General features: G+C 54.4%; 17 protein-coding genes. 11 read left to right on the top strand and 6 right to left on the bottom strand.

Features of this window, described 5'->3' with window-relative positions; genetic code table 11:
* Window positions 1–146: 146 nt before the first annotated feature.
* A complete protein-coding gene (locus tag LUQ43_RS05335) occupies window positions 147–488 on the top strand; it encodes a hypothetical protein (protein ID WP_299964767.1) in 342 nt (113 codons plus the stop codon).
* Between the two features lie 121 nt (window positions 489–609).
* Here the strand turns inward: LUQ43_RS05335 and LUQ43_RS05330 are convergent, their stop codons facing one another.
* Window positions 610–894, bottom strand: coding sequence for a hypothetical protein (locus LUQ43_RS05330; protein WP_299964765.1), 285 nt, complete (start codon window positions 892–894; stop codon window positions 610–612).
* Between the two features lie 402 nt (window positions 895–1,296).
* On the opposite strand from LUQ43_RS05330, the gene thsA reads away from it, so the two are divergent.
* Window positions 1,297–2,880: a thermosome subunit alpha gene (thsA, locus tag LUQ43_RS05325; protein WP_299964763.1), complete on the top strand. Its 1,584-nt coding sequence runs from the start codon at window positions 1,297–1,299 to the stop codon at window positions 2,878–2,880.
* 171 nt (window positions 2,881–3,051) lie between these two features.
* Entirely contained in the window at window positions 3,052–3,243 is a 192-nt protein-coding gene (locus LUQ43_RS05320) for a 30S ribosomal protein S17e (protein ID WP_299964761.1), read from the top strand.
* Window positions 3,244–3,670: 427 nt separating this feature from the next.
* Here the strand turns inward: LUQ43_RS05320 and LUQ43_RS05315 are convergent, their stop codons facing one another.
* Complete coding sequence (locus tag LUQ43_RS05315; protein ID WP_299964759.1) at window positions 3,671–3,916, bottom strand: DUF2769 domain-containing protein; 246 nt, start codon at window positions 3,914–3,916, stop codon at window positions 3,671–3,673.
* 327 nt (window positions 3,917–4,243) lie between these two features.
* On the opposite strand from LUQ43_RS05315, the gene LUQ43_RS05310 reads away from it, so the two are divergent.
* From LUQ43_RS05310 to LUQ43_RS05295, 4 genes are all read left to right on the top strand, one after another.
* Window positions 4,244–4,822 carry a 3'-5' exonuclease gene (locus LUQ43_RS05310; protein WP_299964757.1) on the top strand — a complete coding sequence of 193 codons (579 nt, stop codon included), beginning with the start codon at window positions 4,244–4,246 and terminating at the stop codon, window positions 4,820–4,822.
* A 232-nt stretch (window positions 4,823–5,054) separates the two neighbouring features.
* The gene (locus LUQ43_RS05305; RefSeq protein WP_299964755.1) at window positions 5,055–5,525 is read left to right on the top strand and encodes a trypco2 family protein; all 471 of its coding nucleotides are present in this window, start codon (window positions 5,055–5,057) and stop codon (window positions 5,523–5,525) included.
* A 66-nt stretch (window positions 5,526–5,591) separates the two neighbouring features.
* Entirely contained in the window at window positions 5,592–6,740 is a 1,149-nt protein-coding gene (locus LUQ43_RS05300) for a S8/S53 family peptidase (protein WP_299964753.1), read from the top strand.
* Window positions 6,741–7,008: 268 nt separating this feature from the next.
* Window positions 7,009–7,839: a cache domain-containing protein gene (locus LUQ43_RS05295; protein ID WP_299964751.1), complete on the top strand. Its 831-nt coding sequence runs from the start codon at window positions 7,009–7,011 to the stop codon at window positions 7,837–7,839.
* 29 nt (window positions 7,840–7,868) lie between these two features.
* Here LUQ43_RS05295 and LUQ43_RS05290 read toward each other — a convergent pair whose 3' ends face one another.
* Complete coding sequence (locus LUQ43_RS05290) at window positions 7,869–8,840, bottom strand: cation diffusion facilitator family transporter (RefSeq protein ID WP_299964748.1); 972 nt, start codon at window positions 8,838–8,840, stop codon at window positions 7,869–7,871.
* 129 nt (window positions 8,841–8,969) lie between these two features.
* Between LUQ43_RS05290 and LUQ43_RS05285 the strand changes: the two genes are divergently transcribed.
* The gene (locus tag LUQ43_RS05285) at window positions 8,970–10,328 is read left to right on the top strand and encodes a cache domain-containing protein (protein WP_299964746.1); all 1,359 of its coding nucleotides are present in this window, start codon (window positions 8,970–8,972) and stop codon (window positions 10,326–10,328) included.
* A gap of 383 nt (window positions 10,329–10,711) precedes the next feature.
* On the opposite strand, the gene LUQ43_RS05280 is transcribed toward LUQ43_RS05285, so the two are convergent.
* Window positions 10,712–12,841 carry a SpoIIE family protein phosphatase gene (locus tag LUQ43_RS05280; RefSeq protein WP_299964744.1) on the bottom strand — a complete coding sequence of 710 codons (2,130 nt, stop codon included), beginning with the start codon at window positions 12,839–12,841 and terminating at the stop codon, window positions 10,712–10,714.
* 460 nt (window positions 12,842–13,301) lie between these two features.
* Entirely contained in the window at window positions 13,302–13,445 is a 144-nt protein-coding gene (locus LUQ43_RS05275) for a hypothetical protein (RefSeq protein ID WP_299964741.1), read from the bottom strand.
* On the opposite strand from LUQ43_RS05275, the gene LUQ43_RS05270 reads away from it, so the two are divergent.
* On the top strand, window positions 13,444–14,424 hold the full coding sequence (locus tag LUQ43_RS05270; protein ID WP_299964738.1) for a phosphatase PAP2 family protein: 981 nt from the start codon (window positions 13,444–13,446) through the stop codon (window positions 14,422–14,424). The two genes, LUQ43_RS05275 and LUQ43_RS05270, sit on opposite strands and share 2 nt — an antisense overlap.
* Window positions 14,425–14,592: 168 nt before the next feature.
* On the opposite strand, the gene LUQ43_RS05265 is transcribed toward LUQ43_RS05270, so the two are convergent.
* On the bottom strand, window positions 14,593–14,904 hold the full coding sequence (locus LUQ43_RS05265) for a putative quinol monooxygenase (RefSeq protein WP_299964737.1): 312 nt from the start codon (window positions 14,902–14,904) through the stop codon (window positions 14,593–14,595).
* 207 nt (window positions 14,905–15,111) lie between these two features.
* On the opposite strand from LUQ43_RS05265, the gene LUQ43_RS05260 reads away from it, so the two are divergent.
* Both LUQ43_RS05260 and LUQ43_RS05255 read left to right on the top strand, forming a co-directional pair.
* Window positions 15,112–16,035 carry a type IV pilin N-terminal domain-containing protein gene (locus tag LUQ43_RS05260; RefSeq protein WP_299964735.1) on the top strand — a complete coding sequence of 308 codons (924 nt, stop codon included), beginning with the start codon at window positions 15,112–15,114 and terminating at the stop codon, window positions 16,033–16,035.
* 132 nt (window positions 16,036–16,167) lie between these two features.
* Window positions 16,168–16,884, top strand: coding sequence for a PAS domain S-box protein (locus tag LUQ43_RS05255; protein ID WP_299964733.1), 717 nt, complete (start codon window positions 16,168–16,170; stop codon window positions 16,882–16,884).
* Window positions 16,885–17,154 lie beyond the last annotated feature (270 nt).

Raw genomic sequence — 17,154 nt, 5'->3', positions numbered from 1 at the left:
GGGTGTATCATAAGACTATACTTCTTCCGGATTGTTCCGGTTTTATAACCTTCATCCTGATCTGACCCGCTTCCGGCTGTACCGCTGCTCATCCCATGAACGCATTATTTAAACAATGACCGGCAATTCCCGGAACAGAGTGAGAAATGAGAAAAACTTCCGACCTGGTAAATGAGATGCGTGCAGAATCAGAACATGCCTGGCTCGTTGCAATTGCTGTCGGGTTTGAAACAGAGACAAAATTTGTCTTCAGTTCACGCAGGCATCCCCTTGAAGAACTTGACCAGCTGGTGAAGAATGGCGGTTCTCCGGTTGGCCTGTTGAGATTTGACAAAGAGAATTCAACCGTACAGGGATCCTACCGCCCGTTTCTGGAATATGAGCATGAGGAATGGGCAAAAACATATCTTGCCGGCCTTCTGGATAAGACGGACGAGATTCTTGAATTAAGCCGGGACCGGGTTCCCGGCTTCCCAAAAGCCTATTGAAAATCCCCCCTCTTCAACCGGTGGTATCTGCCCGCAATCTCCCGGTACAGCCATCACAAACCGGAACTCGTTCTCTTACCGGGAGAGGATACCCGATCTCCCGGATAGAAATGTGTGGGAGTTATTTTTGTGATTTCCCGGTTTTCGTTGTCTTCTTGGAGGGCTTGATGGGTCCCGGGGGGTTGGTATGGGCCGGCAACTCATCGCCATGGGGATGGGAATGGGCATCATGCCGTGGAGAAAGCGTTGGTTGTACCTGCGGGTGGTGGGGCAGGTGTGGCTGCTGGTGATCCATAGGGTGGTGATGGGCATCACCCTCGTTGCGTTCCTTGTCCTGGCCATCCAGTGACCCGGGATGCGACTGCGGGTCACGGGAATGTGGTTTTTGTTCGTGTCGCGGTGACATAATTGATACTCCCGTTGCCTGATGATAAAGGAATGCGTGAGGGCATGCTGGTATGAATTTTGTGAAGTATGCAGGATACATTTCAGCCAGGATCCCCCGCTCCTTCCCATCGGCAGGATAGCAGATGCGATTTATTGCTATCGTTCTGGTTCAGAAAAGCGGGCAGATGAAAAACCCGCACTATAGATAGACATATGAAGTCACGAACCAAGTGTTCACCGTTACAGGGCTATCCGGGATCCGCTGTCATCAGCCGGGCCGGCACTATCCCTACGAAAAAATCGTGACAGGGAACGATGGAAATCCCCGGTCACGCGTGCACGACACCGGGTGTAACATACCGGGAGTACGAACGGCTATGCCGGAATATCAGGAACGAATATACAACCAGTGAGGTAGTACATGTCACAACAGCTTGGCGGACAGCCACTTATCATTCTCAGGCAGGGAACAACCCGGACTCGCGGGAAGGAAGTCCAGCGCTCGAATATTATGGCTGCAAAGGCTATTGCCGGTGCGGTCAGGTCAACGCTTGGCCCCCGGGGCATGGACAAGATGCTCGTAGGGTCTACCGGTGACATCGTCATCACCAACGATGGTGCAACGATCCTTGGGGAGATCGCGGTGAAGCACCCCGGCGCGAAGATGGTGATCGAGGTTGCACGCGCCCAGGATGAAGAGGTCGGCGACGGTACCACGACAGCAGTCATTCTCGTTGGCGCTCTCATGGAACAGGCCGAATCAATGCTCGAACAGGGCATCCACCCGACCGTCATCGCGGAGGGGTACCGCATGGGTATGGAGAAGGCGCTTGCGATCGTGAACAGTCTTTCGCTCAAGGTCGATCCGACGGACCGGAAGAGCCTGCTCAAGATCGCCAACACCGCCATCACCGGCAAATCCATCGAGCAGGTGAAAGGCAAGCTTGACAGCATCATTGTCGACGCAGTCATGACCGTAGCCGAGACCGTTGACGGCAAAACGCTCGTTGACGAAGAAGATGTGATGATCAAGAAGCAGAAAGGCCCCTCCATGGACGACGCCGAACTGATCCGCGGCGTGGTCATCGACAAGACCCGGGTCCATGACGGAATGCCCAAAAAGATTGTCAAGGCAAAAGTCGCCCTCATCGCGACTCCCCTGGAGATCACCAAGACCCAGGTCAAATCGAAGATCAAGATCTCCAGTGCCGATCAGATCACTGCTTTTGATACGCAGGAGCGCGAGGCATTAAAGAAACTCGCTGACGCGATCATTGGCAGCGGCGCAAACGTTCTTCTCTGCCAGAAGGGCATAGCGGATAGTGCCCAGTTCTATCTTGCCAAAGCCGGTGTCCTTGCAATCGAAGACGTGCCCGAGAAAGATATGAAGTATGCGGGCCGGGCGCTCAATGCAACTATCGTCGACAAACCCGATCGGCTCACGGCAAAGGATCTCGGGACTGCCGATCTTGTTGAAGAGGATACCGAAGGCAAAGTGACCCGGATATCCGGGTGCAGGAACCCGAAGACCACGACCATCCTGCTCCGCGGGACAAGCGACTACCTGCTCGACGAGCTTGAGCGGGCGGTTGTCGATGGCACCCGTGTTGTCATGGATGCCATGGAAGACGGTACCTATGTTGTTGGCGGCGGCGCAGTCGAAACCGAACTTCTGATGAAGATCCGCGAGTACGCCCAGACCGTCGGCGGCCGCGTGCAGATTGCCATTGAGGCCTATGCTGCAGCATACGAGTCCATTCCCCGCGCCCTTGCGGAGAACTCCGGTTTTGACCCGATCGACAAGCTGGTCGAACTCAAGAATGTCCACTCCTCGGGCAGGAAAAATTTCGGCCTGAACGTCTACGAGGGTAAGGTCGTTGATATGCTCGCAGAAGGCGTCATTGAACCCCTCCGGTCCAAGCGCCAGTCCATCCAGAGTGCATCGGAGACCGCCGTCATGCTCATCCGTATCGATGACATGATGATCACGCAGTCCAAAAACTGATCCCGCAACCGGGCCGGTGTCGGGCTGAGTAAAACACCCCCGGGATATCCCGGCGGGATGCATGGCGAACAATGCAATGGGGAGGGGGAATCCTCCGGCCATTGCTGCGAACCATGCATATCATTATCCCCTCACACCCCATTGAGAGAACAGCATCCGGAGAAATTATCCATGGGAATCAAACCGTCATATATTAAAAATCTCGGTACCGCACTTCTGGTTAAGCAGAAAGAGTATTTTTCGAAGGATTTCGAAGAGAATAAGATCCAGCTGGGAAAATCAGCAGTGATCGGGAGCAAGCGGGTCCGGAACCGTATCGCCGGATATATCACAAGAAAAATGAATTCTAAAAAACAATCATAACCCTTTTTTGCCTGAAATGAGTCATTCCGGCCATCCATCCCCGTAATATTCATTCAGCCGGTTTTGGCATCAGACACGTCAAAAAATTTATAGGGAAGCCGGCACTCCACGATCCGATAACCCGGATGGTCTTCCCGACTCCCCCGGGGGGAATGCGACACCTGCACGATCCACCCGTTCATCCGGCTCTCCGATTACAGGAAAATTACGGTTACAAAAGAATAAACCCCTGCCCTTTTTTATTGCCGGGATGTTTCCATCCATCGTCCGGGTGTTCCTGCCTGCCCAGGGGCGCTCCTGGCGAACCATTGTCCGGATGAAGAGTCCGGTCAGAAACCGGGATCGCGGAACGGTTCTTCCCCCGGTGAGCGTTCTCACGATTGCCGGCATTCACTCGTTGTTGCACGTGCAGGCAACAGGAAAAAAATCACTCTCGTTTGAAGCAGAAATGTCCGATGACGAGGCTGTGCTTTGTATAGATTTCGCAGGCCGGACAATAGCAGTTCATCTCTTTCTGCGACGGGGCCGATGATGCTCCACGTGCGCAGAAGAGTACATCCGGCTGATATTTTTCAAGGGAGTTATGCTTGCAGGTCGGGCATATTCCGCAGTACTTCCGGCATATCTGCCGGTTCTCTTCTGTATCTTCTACAATACTTGCACTGTTTTTCATAAGGGTAGGATCGTATCACGAGGATAATATGCTTGTGGATTTTCTGGGGGTTATGGGATGTACGGTCCGATCCCCGCCCCGTGTTCGTGATGGATTCTCCCCGGCACGTCTGACCTCGCTGATGGGCGGGAGTGTTTTTTCTGACCGGGGGATGGGTTGGGGAGAGCAAATCCCCGGCGGGATCACGACTCCGCGTTGGCAGCGATGCCTCCCGCGATCCCCGTTCAACACGGGGTATGAAATGATAGGAGAAATCCCGGACCAAAATATAGTTCCCGGACAGTACCTTTCGGCAATCCCAAATATTATCCCCCCGGAATAAACCTGATGCTTCTCTTCATCGATACCGAAACCACCGGTCTCCCGAAATACTCCGCAGCAAACGATATGGGGAAGTGGCCCCGGATCGTCCAGCTGGCCTGGTCGTTATACGATCACGAGGGCAACCGCGAAAGTCAGAACAGTTTCATCATTTACCCGACGGACTTCACCATCCCCATGGACGCTGCCAGGATTCACGGGATCACGACCGAGCGGGCGAAAGCTGAAGGCGTGTCGCTCCACAAGGTGCTCCCGCAGTTCAATGCGGATGTCGCGAAGGCGACAATGGTTGTTGCCCATAATGTCGATTTCGATCTGCCGATAATCACTACGGAATTCCTGCGGTGCCGGCTGGAAACAACGCTCGCGGAAAAACAAAAATTCTGCACCATGAAACCCCGGGAGATTGTCTCGTGGTGCAGGATTCCCAAGTCCTCCGGGAATGGATACAAGTGGCCGACCCTGACCGAGTTGCACCTCCAGTTGTTCCAGGAGGAATTTACCGGCAGCCATAATGCCGGGGCCGATGTGGACGCTTGTGCGAGATGTTATTTTGAATTACGCAGGAGAGGGATTATCGGATAGGATATCCGGGATCACACCCTCTCAGGAAGGAAAACCATGATCCGCGGCTCGAGCCCGACCGGAAGATCGCCGACCCGGGAGCTGCCTCATACAACCTTTGGGACACCCGTCTCTGGCGCCGGTTAGTCCGCCAGTCCCCCGATACGTACCATGGCAACCCTCAAAGTATACTTTCCATTAAAGAAATTATTTTATATACGTGATGGGGTATATTCTGATACAGGTGAATGCTATGAGTTCGGTTTCCATGTCGGAAGAAATGATCTCGATAGTCAGGGCGGTAAAAAGTGCAATCCAGCAATCCATTACACCAACCGGATTGTCCGTGAGTAAGATCGATCTTGAACTGAAAACCATCATCCAGAAAGGCATAGATGGAAAACTCGAATATAAACCCATCAACCTCAGTCTTTCCGGGAGTTATTCAAGACAGGATGTGCAGACAATTTCGCTGTCACTCACTCCCCAGAAAGGAATTGCACTGTTCAGCCTCCCGGACATTGCTTCTGAGTTAGCTGAAGCAATTACCATCATCCAGAATACGATCAAAGAAGCCTCTTCCACGCCACCTGCGTATAATCTCGAGAAAGCCCAGATCACGCTTCAGTTCCAGATCACCAAAGAGGGTGGCATATCCCTGTTCATCGGTCCCAAGGGTAAACTGGAAGATACGCATACCATTACCCTGACCATCGGGAAGTGATGCAGAAGAATACCGTATGATAATCCAGGACGTGTATGGGAAAAAAGGAGTCAGAGTGGTGAATGAATGATTGAAGAAGAGAAAACATTTGATGTCTATTCATTGTCTCCCGGGATGAACGTCGGGGACTTACCTCCGGAAGCTGAAGTCTGTAAACATCTTCCCTATTTTATTCTGCCTCATCAGGCTGTAGTACCTGCCGGTTGTAATGGCACAGAAAAAAGATCAACCGATAACTCGGTATCGTACATCCGGTTGTTAAAGGGGCTCGACTTCCTGTCTGGTTATGACCCGGATGCTATCAATCTCAGTCTCGGCCCTGCGTATTCCCTTCCCGGGGATGACCCGTTACTGATGACCTGTCTTGCATTCCATGCAAAAAATATTCCCGTTATCGTTGCTGCAGGCAATTATGGCGTATCCGGAGAGGGAACCCTGCAACCCCTGGCAACCAGTCCCCCCGTGATCTCTGTGGGAGCCACAGACAAGCAGAAAAAATTGCTGGCCTCATCAAGCCGGGGGACTCCCGGAGGTCTCTGTCCCACGGTCGTTACCGATGGATCTCCGCTGGATATTGACACTCCCATAAAATATCCGCCGGAGACCAGTTTTGCGGCACCCCGGGTAAGCCGGCTTGTCCTGTACTTACAGAGTTATCTCCGGTTACTGGTCAATGACATATTCGTAACCGACAAGGACAGTGCCTTCGGCGCACCGATCCGGCGTCCCCGGATCGGCATTGCCGATACGGGAGTGAATCCGGATTTGTTGCCCCATTCTGGCAGCAGTTCTGCATTCAATCTTGGAAAAGGCGTTGATACGATACGCATGTCGCGATCAAAAGAAGAACGCGATTGGTACTCCCGGTATTTCCGGTTCCTGAATGGATGTGGAATAACCACACCGCCCCTCATCACGCCGGAAATAATTAAAAAATCCCTGGAACTGTCTGCAACCCGGTTTGACAACCACAAGCCGTTTGAAATCGGCGCCGGATATGTTGATGAAGATGCGGTCGATGCATTCCTGCTATCGATAGATGCAAAAAAACTGACGAACCTGCTGTATCCGGATATTTTTAAAGAAAGGGGACTTTCGGAAAAATTAACAGATTTCAGCGACTCGCTGGGATCACTGAAGAATGAACGGACCCTTCAGGCGTTTAAGATCCAGGTATTGCCGGAGATTCAGCTCATCGTGGCAAAAGTTATGTGACGGAACCGGATGACACCCGGATCACCGGCCTGGACACGTAGACCGGGACCGGACTCCGGGCGCTGGCGATCGCGATCCCCTCAACGGTCAGCCTCAGGAAGAAAAAGTACCTGCAAGTCGCGATTACCAACCATCGCAGCCGATCGGCTGACTTCGATCTTCTTGTGCGGGAAGTTCCGGCACTCCCGCTCACGATGTAACCAATACCGGTCGGTTGCACTATCCTGTCTGGAAATATTCATTGGGTTTTACCGGCAATTTAAGATCAATGAAGGTAATTCCCGGTCTGGCGATTCTTGGAATTCTTGCAGCATCGGTTTTACTCGCGGGATGCACGGCTCCTGCAACAAAACCGGAAACCGCTGAAATGAACGCGGTGGCAGAAGAGATCTCAATGTCCATCAACAATGGTCTTGGTGATATCAAAGAAGGGCTCCGGAATACTTCCCATAATCTCTCCGCAACCGGCCTCTCCGGCCCTGCTGCCGGGGCGGCCATGTCCGAAAACCTCCGGCACTACCCGTGGACACTCACCTCATTCACCCTCTCTCCGGGGGGGATCGTCCTGGCTGCCGTACCGGACGATAATGCCGGTTTTGTCGGCTCGAACCTGAGCGGACAGTCACACGTACAGAAAGCGAACGCGGACCGGGCGCCGACAGTCAGCGGGGTCTTCCCCCTGGTGGAAGGGTTCACCGCGATGCTCCAGACCTACCCGGTATTCTCCACATCGGGAGAGTACCTCGGCTACGTTGATATCACGTACGCGCCGGAAGTCTTCCTTGCGCAACGGGTCAGACCGGTGACCAACGGGACATCGTATGATGTCTGGGTCATCCAGAAGGATGGCACCGAGATTTACGACACAACGCCGGAAGAGATCGGGAAAAATATTCTCACCGATCCTGTCTATGCGGATCCCGCCCTGCAGGAATTTGCAAACCGGGTCGTGCAGGAGCCGTCCGGTACCGGGAGATATACGTTCTGGAACCGGGAATGGAACCGGAACGTTACCAAGCTGGCAGTCTGGGATACCGCAGGGATCGATGGGGCAGAATGGCGTGTCGTGGTCACAAGGGAAGATGGCAGTACCCCGTAAACGGGAAACCTGACAGCCCATTTCCTCTTTTACCGGTCCCGATCCCCGCCCGCTATCTTCTCCGCTTCGTACGTTCCGGCAGGATTCACCCGGATCCGGACATCGATGACGTTCTCCACGTTCTCCTTGATCCGCTCTTCAAGAATGGACGTGATCCGGTGGGCGTCCCTGACCGTTATATCCGGGTCGGTCTCGATGGTGAGACCAACCGCGATTGCACCCCCGTAGGACCGGATCCGCCGCTCTGAGACAAAGCGGACTTCCGGTGTCTCTTCTGCGATCTTCCCGATGAACTTCATCACCTGGATGGACGGGCTCGCATCGATCAGTTCTTTTGCTGCCTGCACGGCCTCGTTCACGCAGTACACCAGGAGCGCCAGGCCGACAATGATCATGAGCACGGTCTGTATGACGATAACCGTGGGTGCCATAACCAGGAAGATGCCGCTCAGCAGGAGGATGGCGGCACTGGCAATATCCAGCCGGAGGATCATCGAGTCCAGCATCAGGAGCCGGCTCCCGTTTTTCTTCCCCGCGTCCCAGACATACTGGGCGAGAAGTGCGAGGATGACGATGATCGCAGCGGACAAAAGAACGGTCATCAGGCCGTATTCCGCGGGCAGCAGTTCCGGTGGGTTTGTCGTTGCCTTGTAGATGATCTGGATGACGAACAGGGAGATTGCCAGGGAGAAGAAGAGCAGGAACAGCGTCTCGATCCGGCGGTAACCGAAGTTCATCTTCAGGTCCGCTTTCTTTGAGCCGACCCGGATGGCAAGGAGCATGATCGTGTCGGGAACCAGCCAGGCAAGGTTACCGAATCCTTCGATCAGGAACAGGTTGTTGCGGCTGAAGATCCAGAAGATAAGTTCCCCAACCCCGATGAGAACCGTCACCAGCATGGAGAACATCAGGGTGCGTGAGACCAGCTGCGACCGCTGCTCTGCTTTTACGCAATCCGCAGAAATACCCGGTACACGTCTCCGGTGCAGGCCCGAAACCATGGTATCGTAGTTCGGGTATATGGTGGAAGGTATAGATATATCCGCGGGTGAGTCCCGGAATCGTTGCCTGTTCCGGCACGCATACCCGGAACTGGCATGTTTATAGGAATTCATACCCCACGGGTATTCATGAAACCGGGCCTGCCCCTCATATCCTTCTCTGTCATTCTCGTTCTGCTGCTCATTGCTGCCGGCTGCACCCAGCCCATGTCCGTTCCCGCAACCGTGCCGACAGCAACGGTGACGGCAGCTGCAGTCAATGTAACAACCAATGAGACGCTGGTCGCGTTTGTCAACGAAGCCGTTTTGTACGCACAGACCCATGACAAGGAAACAGCGCTTGCTGAATTTTCCAACAGGAACGGCTCGTTTGTCCGGGGCGAACTCTATATCTATGCCTATGATTTCAACAGCACAACCCTCGCCCACCCGGTCAGCCCGGAAAAGATTGGCGTGAGCAGGATAAACGAACGGGATGCGCTTGGCAACCTCTATGCCGGGCGATTTATTGATGCCGTGAATAACGGCTCCGGGTTTCTCTGGTTCTATTACATCAACCCGGCACACAACAATGCAATCGAGAAGAAACTCGGGTACGTGGCAAAAGTGAATGATGACTGGTGGCTGGGCTCCGGCGTCTATTATGGTCCCCTCGACCCGTCGGTTGCGGCTTCATCCGGGGCTCCATCGACCACGCAGGAGATCAAGGACTTCGTGGACTCTGCCGCAGCATATGCACAGAAGAACGGGAAGGATGCAGCCCTTGCCGCGTTCAGTAACAAATCCGGCCCGTTCACCCGTGGCGATCTCTACATCTACGCCCTGGATTATTCCGGCAATGCACTTGCGCTCCCCTACCAGCCGCAACTTACCGGTACCAGTTTCTTCAATCTCAAAGACGTTTCCGGCAGGTATTATACCCGGACCGAGATCCAGCTAGCAAGAGACGGTGGCGGGTATCTCCTGTTCCAGTACCCGGACCCGTCCCGGAATTATACGGTGAGATACAAGATCAGTTACGTGCGCCCGGTCGATGACACCTACTGGATCGGGGCCGGCATCTATACGACCGAGAACAAACTTGTCGATACGGAACTCCGGCAGTTTGTTGCGGATGCAAAAGCCTATGCAATGGCCAACGGGAAAAAGAGGGCGCTGGCCGAGTTCAATAACCCCAACGGCTCGTTTGTCAAAGACGGGCTCTACATCTTTGCCGACGATTACAACGGTACTGTGCTCGCATGGCCGTACCGCACCGATCTTGTCGGGGTGAATATGTTCAATGCAACCGATGCCATGGGGTCATACCATTTCCAGGCGATCCTCAACAGCGCCCGTAATGGGACGGGGATGGTCGAGTACTATACCCAGAATCCATCAACCAACACGACCCAGCTGAAGATCGGTTACGTAACCGATGTTGACGGGACCTGGGTGCTCGGTGCCGGCCGGTACATGGAACCCGGGACGGTCAACATCAGGGAATAACCATCCGCAAGATATCCGAAGATTACCCGGACAAAACCTTTTTCGATCATTGTCTGACGTTCAATGGTTCCTGCGGTACGCATTGCTATACTTTTGCAGCAGTACGAACCCGCTGTTTTGACCGGGACATCCAAAAAATCATCTGGATTGTCCGGGCCAACAATCTTCGTTGCGGGAAATCCGGGAACACGTGCCGGCTTCTTACCGCTCATCGTCTGCGGGATCCGTTCCGGAACTATCCCGGTGCACGCCGCAGGAAAGCGATCGGTCCGGCCTGGGAAATTTACAAAATCATCGTCTCACGTCTCTAAACACATCTGCTCTCTTTCATACGTGGAGTGAAAAAAGGATATTCGTGAATGGCCGATCAGTCCGGCCCCGGGTCATACTGCCCGAAGGACCATGATCGTGATATCATCATATTGCAGGTGATCCCCGGCATGGGCAGTGATCGCAGCAAGGATCTGGTCCATGATCTCCTGTGCCGGCCGGTTGCGGTTCGCTGAGATGACCTGGAACAGCCGCTCTTCCCCGAACTCCTCATCATTATTGTTGATCGCTTCCGTAACGCCATCGGTATAGAGCACCAGCACATCGCCCGGCTTCAGGTCTACCTTGACCGACTGGAGATCCACCTCATCAATAACCCCGAGTGCAATTCCCTTGGCCTTGAGAAGGCGGACTGCCAAAGCCCCGTCCTTCAGGAGCAGGGGAGGGTTGTGGCCGGCATTGACATAGTCCAGGGTCATTGCCCGTGCATCGAGAACCGCGTAGAAGAGGGTGACGAACATGCTTGACTTCGAATCCTCATAGATCATCCTGTTGGCATGTGCGATTGACAATGCCGGATCCGCATTGACGAGAGTGCTTGCCCGGATCAGCGTGCGGGAGAGCGCCATGAACAATGCTGCAGGAACGCCCTTCCCAGACACATCGGCAATCACCAGTCCCCACCGATCCTTTGCAACCGGGATGAAATCATAGAAATCGCCGCCAACTTCCAGGGCGGGAACATTCTTTGCAACGAGTTCGATCCCGGCAATCTCCGGCGCACAATCCGGGAGGAAACTCTGTTGGATCCCTTTTGCGATCTCCAGCTCTTTTGCGAACCGCTCTTTTTCTGCGGTTGTGCGCTGGAGTTCATCCATATTGTTCTTGAGATTGACTGCCATCGTGTTGAACGAGTGTGCGAGATCTTCAAACTCGTCGCCGGTTTCAATCTGGACCCGGTGGTCGAGATCGCCGGCACCTATCGCCTCCGCCCCTCGCCGGAGTTCCTCGACCGGGCGGGTGATGATCTGGGCAAACAGGATGGAGAGTATCGTTACGATGATGAACAGGATCACGAAGAGCACGAAGAACAGGTTCCTTGCCGCATTCATCTGCTGGTCCAGGTGCGTCCCGGTCTCCCCGGTTGCATTCACGATTCGTGCACGGGTCTCTTTTGCCGGGGCGATGATATCATCGACCGGCATCACGATGGCAAGGCTCCAGTTCACGCTTTTTAACGGGGCGTATGCAATGTATTTCTCCTCGCCGCCAAGGGGAACCCGTGCCGTGCCGCTCTTTCCTGCCACCATATCCCGGGCAACCGCACTGAGCGCTTCATTGTTGCTGGTGAGCAGGTTTTCCGTGGTGAACGACTCGTCCCATTTACGATCCGTGGCTGCAATGCCCGGACGGGAGATGACATTTCCCCGGCTGTCGATCAACAGGGCGTATCCCCGGTCGGAAACCTGCGTATTGATGATCTGGGTATTGATCGTGTCCAGCGTCACGTCCGCACCAACGACCCATGCCTTCCCGTCATCCATCCCCGCCACCCGGGAACAGGTGACCATAAGCCCTTTCCCGCCGGCATCAACATAGGGATCCGACCAGACCAGGTGACCGTGTTCGCGGGCGCTGATGAACCAGTCGCGGAGCCGGGGATCATATGACGCCGGGATGCCATTATCCCACGGGTGGTTCCAAAGGATGCCGGATCCCGTCCCGATATATGCCTGGGTGAGACGGGTATCCGATGCCACCAGGGGCAAGAGCAGATCATCGGTCTCTGAAAGCGCGGATAATTCATCCGCAACCGATTCCCTGGTGACGCCGGGTGCAAGGAAATAGTTGGATGTATTTTTCGGGTCCGGGGGGCGTTCGCTCTGGGAATACAGGACACGCGTTGCAGGTGAACCGGGACGCTGGTGCACGGTACTTGCATAGCCGGCAAGGGTCTCCATCTCGGAATTGACCTGCTCGAAGATCACGTTGCTGATATCGGCCTGGTCCATTGCGAGGCGTAACAGCGATGACTCGGCATTCGCTTCCAGTGCCGTGGTGCTGTCGGATACGGCCCGGGTGCCCAGCTGGCCGCTGCTGGTGAGGGCATAGGTACCCATATCGCTCATGGTTGAGAACGCCGCAAAGCCGACAATACCAAGCGCTGCCATCGATATCGATAAAAAAACCAGGAGGATCTTGGCTTTGACGGTCAGCCGCTGCCAGGCCCGGGGATTATTCATAATGATAGTGTGGCGGAGACGGGAAAAATCCTGTTGTTGGTGTCGCGACCGTCTCTCTCCTGACCGCGCCCGGGTCGTTTCCCTGCTCCGTACAACCTGCGGGACGATACTCTGCGAATCAGGTCGGGTACTATTCAGAATAATAAGAAAAATGGAAGATTGAATGAGGATTTTTATTATCCTTCACAATACCGGGATGATGGACGCATGCATCCCCGCAGGAGCGGCTGCAATCGATCCAGGAACCATTGTCTCTCCCTGTTGGACAGAGCCTCAAATCCATTGAGGAGCGGTTGTCCGGGAATTTGGTGTATCATATCGGGTCATTTCCTGTCCGGGAGTTCCGGGACTTATCACGTGGTTTATTCCCCCGCGATATAAAGGGCGGGATCATGGAAAAAAAACGGGCAGAATTTTCCATTTTCATGGACGCACCCCGCGATCGCACCGGTCGTTTGGACTACGGACTCATGCCGTTGCGTACGACTATACCGGGATCCCGCTGGTACTTCTGTACCATCGGAACCTGTGGATCCGGACCGGCAATAGCAATCTCCAGCGAAAGAACAATCTTCTTCTGGGAATCTTCCGTATTACTCTTCATGGTCTTCGATCTGCTGATGGACCCCGGAATCAACGTGGCGGTCCAGACCTTCTCCGTTCCCGTCACGGCATTGTTCACCCAGGGTGAATTCCTTGACTCCATGCCGTGGTACTTCCTCATTATCTCCCTGATCACCTTCGGGCTGCATCCCCGGTTCGGGGTCCGGCTTGCCACGGTGTTCGGGTTGAATGTCGGTCTCAACGAGGCAGTCAAGCTTTTCAGCCACATGCCCCGGCCGTACTGGGTCTCGGAGGCAGTCACCGCATATTCCGGGCATTCCTCTTTTGGTTTCCCGTCCGGCGCCGCTATGTCCGGGGCGGTCATGTACGGATATATCGCAGCGATCATAAGGCGCTGGTGGGTGGTGCTGGTCTGCATCATCCTGCTCCTTGCCACAAGCATGGTACGGATCATCTCCGGCATCCATTTCGCCCTTGATATTCTCGGGGGCTGGGTCATCGGGCTCCTCCTGCTCGCAGTCTTCCTGCTTCTGATGCCCAGGGCAGAAGAGTTCGCGGCCCGGTTATCCCGGCCGGTACGCCTTCTCCTGTTCATCGCAGTTGCGGCAATTCCGATCCTGCTTGTTATCCCGGCGTATCTCTCGCTTGCCGGCTGGCAGCTGCCCTCCGCATGGGCAAATCTTGCCCTCCAGCAGTCAGGAGAAGCAATAAATCCGGTCCGGATACAGTTTGCCTGGGGTGCATCCGGCATTATCTTCGGGAGTCTCTTCGGCTACGAGTTCCTCCGCTCCCGTGGCGGATGGAACCCCCCGCAGGACCTGAAACAGCGGGCAGCCGTTGTTGTTGCCGGTATCCTCTCGGTCCTCGTGGTCAATGCAGGTATTCCCTTGGTATGGAAAACGATCGGCATCACGGCTATGATCCCGCAGCTTGCCGCGTTCCTTTCAATGGCAGTAGTCATGTTCTGGCTCATGGCATGTGTGCCGGCTCTTGCGGCAAAGGCCGGGTACACGGGATAAGATCCTCGCGAAGGTGGCGGAGCGTATCGTTACACCTCCGGTAAATGCGATCAATATCGTGTAAACCATCCGGTCATTCAGAGGAATCACAACCCGGGGATGCCCACGCGGCGGGGACTAATTCCCCCCACCCGGCACGTACTTTCCAGTATTACACTATCAGCTTGGTCAGCGATTCATCGCCATCGATCGCGATGAGATAACCTCGTAGATCTTCAATACGGTCGGGGATGAATGACAGGTTGCAGTTTTTCTGAAGTACTCCTGCATGTGGGGTTGCTGGAGATGTTCATCGAGATGTTCCTGGCTTTCCCACTCTTCAATGAAATGGAATACCCCGGGAACGTAAGCATCAGAGACCAGTTCATAACGCGTGCATCCGGCCTCCCTGCGGACGGAAGGGATGATCTTTTTGACTTCCCTGATAAAATCCTGTTCACGTTCCGGTAAAATAGTACACCTGGCATCAACAAGTAACATGTGTCGTCTCCTGTCCGGGAATCCGGATCATGCTATAGATGTACGATCCCATCATGTTTCCAATTACCTGATGGATGTTCATCTTTCTCACGGGTAACGTATTTCACGAGTTACCGACAGGGGGGTATGCCACATTTTTATCCACCATTCCTGTATTTTCATAGAAACTGTTTTATCATTATGAAGAAAGAGTGACATGAGACCGCCATGCATAACAACGGGGATGCTGTCAGTGAGGTTGCTGCCGAGATCCTGATACTCGGTCTTGTCGTGATCCTTGGTGCGGTCATTCTCGTGATGGTGTTTGGCGTCATACCTCAGATTCCCGCGGGTTCCTATCTTGCAACGGAGTTCTCCTTAAAAGAAATGCCCGGCTATTCTGCGGTTGCCATCTTCCACCGTGCCGGTGATACCCTGAACTTCACGGGCAATGCCGGTATGCCCGGCGCAGCGGAGGTCTCGATCATCACGCCAGCGGGATCCTTCCCCGCCGTTCCTGATGCCGGGCTCCCTCTATTCCGGCCCGGTAATACGGTCTACGTCTATTACACCGGTACCGATTACCGCCTCGTCTCCGATCTCTCTGGCGTGACCGGTGTCCCGTTGCCCACAACCGGCCTGCGGGTGACCCTTGTCGATCTCATGTCCGGTCTGCTGATCACGAAATGGGACCTGTTGCCGGCAGGAATTCCCGTTACTTCATCTGCAACCACGACGACTACAACGACAACACCTGCCACAACAACTACGACAACGACAACCGCAACAGCAACTTCAACCGCAACCGCGACTGCAACCGCGACTGCAACAGCGACTGCAACAGCAACGCCAACTGCTACTGCTGTGACAACGACTCCCGCTCCAGGGTACTCCGTCCGCGTCTCATGGAGCCCCCCCGGGCTGGGATATATTTCCATCTCGCCGCCAACCCCGCTCGCCAATCCCGGCACAGTATCTGTTGCGTCAGGCCAAAGCCAGACGTTTTCATTTGTTCCGATAAAGAAGAAGGCAGTCTCCACCATTGTCGTAGACGGAACGACAGTGTATAGCGGGTCAACCGTTAATGTCACCGTCACCTATGCACTCACGAACGTGGCAGCCCCGCACACCATTGCCGCCACATTCGGGTGACGGTCAGGGAGGATCCTATGTACAGAGCAGAACGAACCAGAACAGGAACGCAGATCCGGAAATCTCCGGCACACCCCGGCCCGTTGAGCGGGATACGGGAGGTTTTTACCGTTCCCCAAAAGAGTGATTATCATGGATGAGATCCCTGTTGAGAGTACGTTCCGGCAGTACTGGAGGCCGGTGTTACTCCTTGTGTTTTCGGCCGGAGTGATTCTCCTCACTGCCTATTGTCTCCAGAACGGTATCCAGACCGTGTTCACGCACATCTATTATGTTCCCATTATCCTTGCAGCCTACTGGTACCAGAAAAAAGGCGTTGTTTTTTCTGCAGTGCTGGGCATCATCTATTTTGGACTGGTGGTTGCCATTACCGGGTACAATCCCTACAATACCGTTGCGGCATTCGCCCGGGTCGCGGTCTTTATTATTATCGCAGCGGTGACGACGGTTCTCTCCCTGCAGATCTCCGTCCAGCAGAGCGAGATTGAACGCTCTGAAAAAAAGTTCCGCACGATCTGGGAGCATGTCCAGGCCGGTATCATGGTTGTTGATGCGGTTTCGCACGAGATCATTTCGGTGAACCCGGCAGCGGAGCGGCTCACCGGGTACACCGAGAAAGAGATGATCGGGCATTCCTGCCACAGGTTCGTCTGTCCTGCCGAAAAAGGGGCGTGCCCGATCAGCGATCTGGGCATGACCATCGATCATTCCGAGCGTTTTTTACTCAACCGTGCCGGGGCAGCGGTCCCGGTGCTGAAGACCGTGACGGCAGCGACCATCGGGGGCCGGCAGGTGTTCATCGAGAATTTTGTTCCGGTTTCTGTTGCTGAAACGACAGATAAAAAATGAATACATTTTTCGGAGATTGCCGGAAAAATTCCCGGGAAAATTTTCTTTTTTGTCACAATGATTTTTCTCTTTCCATTATTTGGTAAAAAAACGCTTGCAAAAATTCCCCATCGTCCTCCAGAAAAAATCCCCTGCCCCACAATGTTTCCTGGAGCAAAGGCCGGCACCGGCAACCCTGGCCGGGCCCGCTGGCAGGATGCGTGTCCCCTTCTCCGGCGTGAAATCCGGCACCCCCTCTAAAACGGTCATAGCGGCCTCCGGCCAGAGGTT

Source organism: Methanoregula sp. (genome assembly GCF_028679125.1).
Classification (GTDB): Archaea; Halobacteriota; Methanomicrobia; order Methanomicrobiales; family Methanospirillaceae; genus Methanoregula.
Note: the sequence above shows the minus strand (reverse complement) of the source record. Positions and strands in the feature narration are given on the sequence as shown.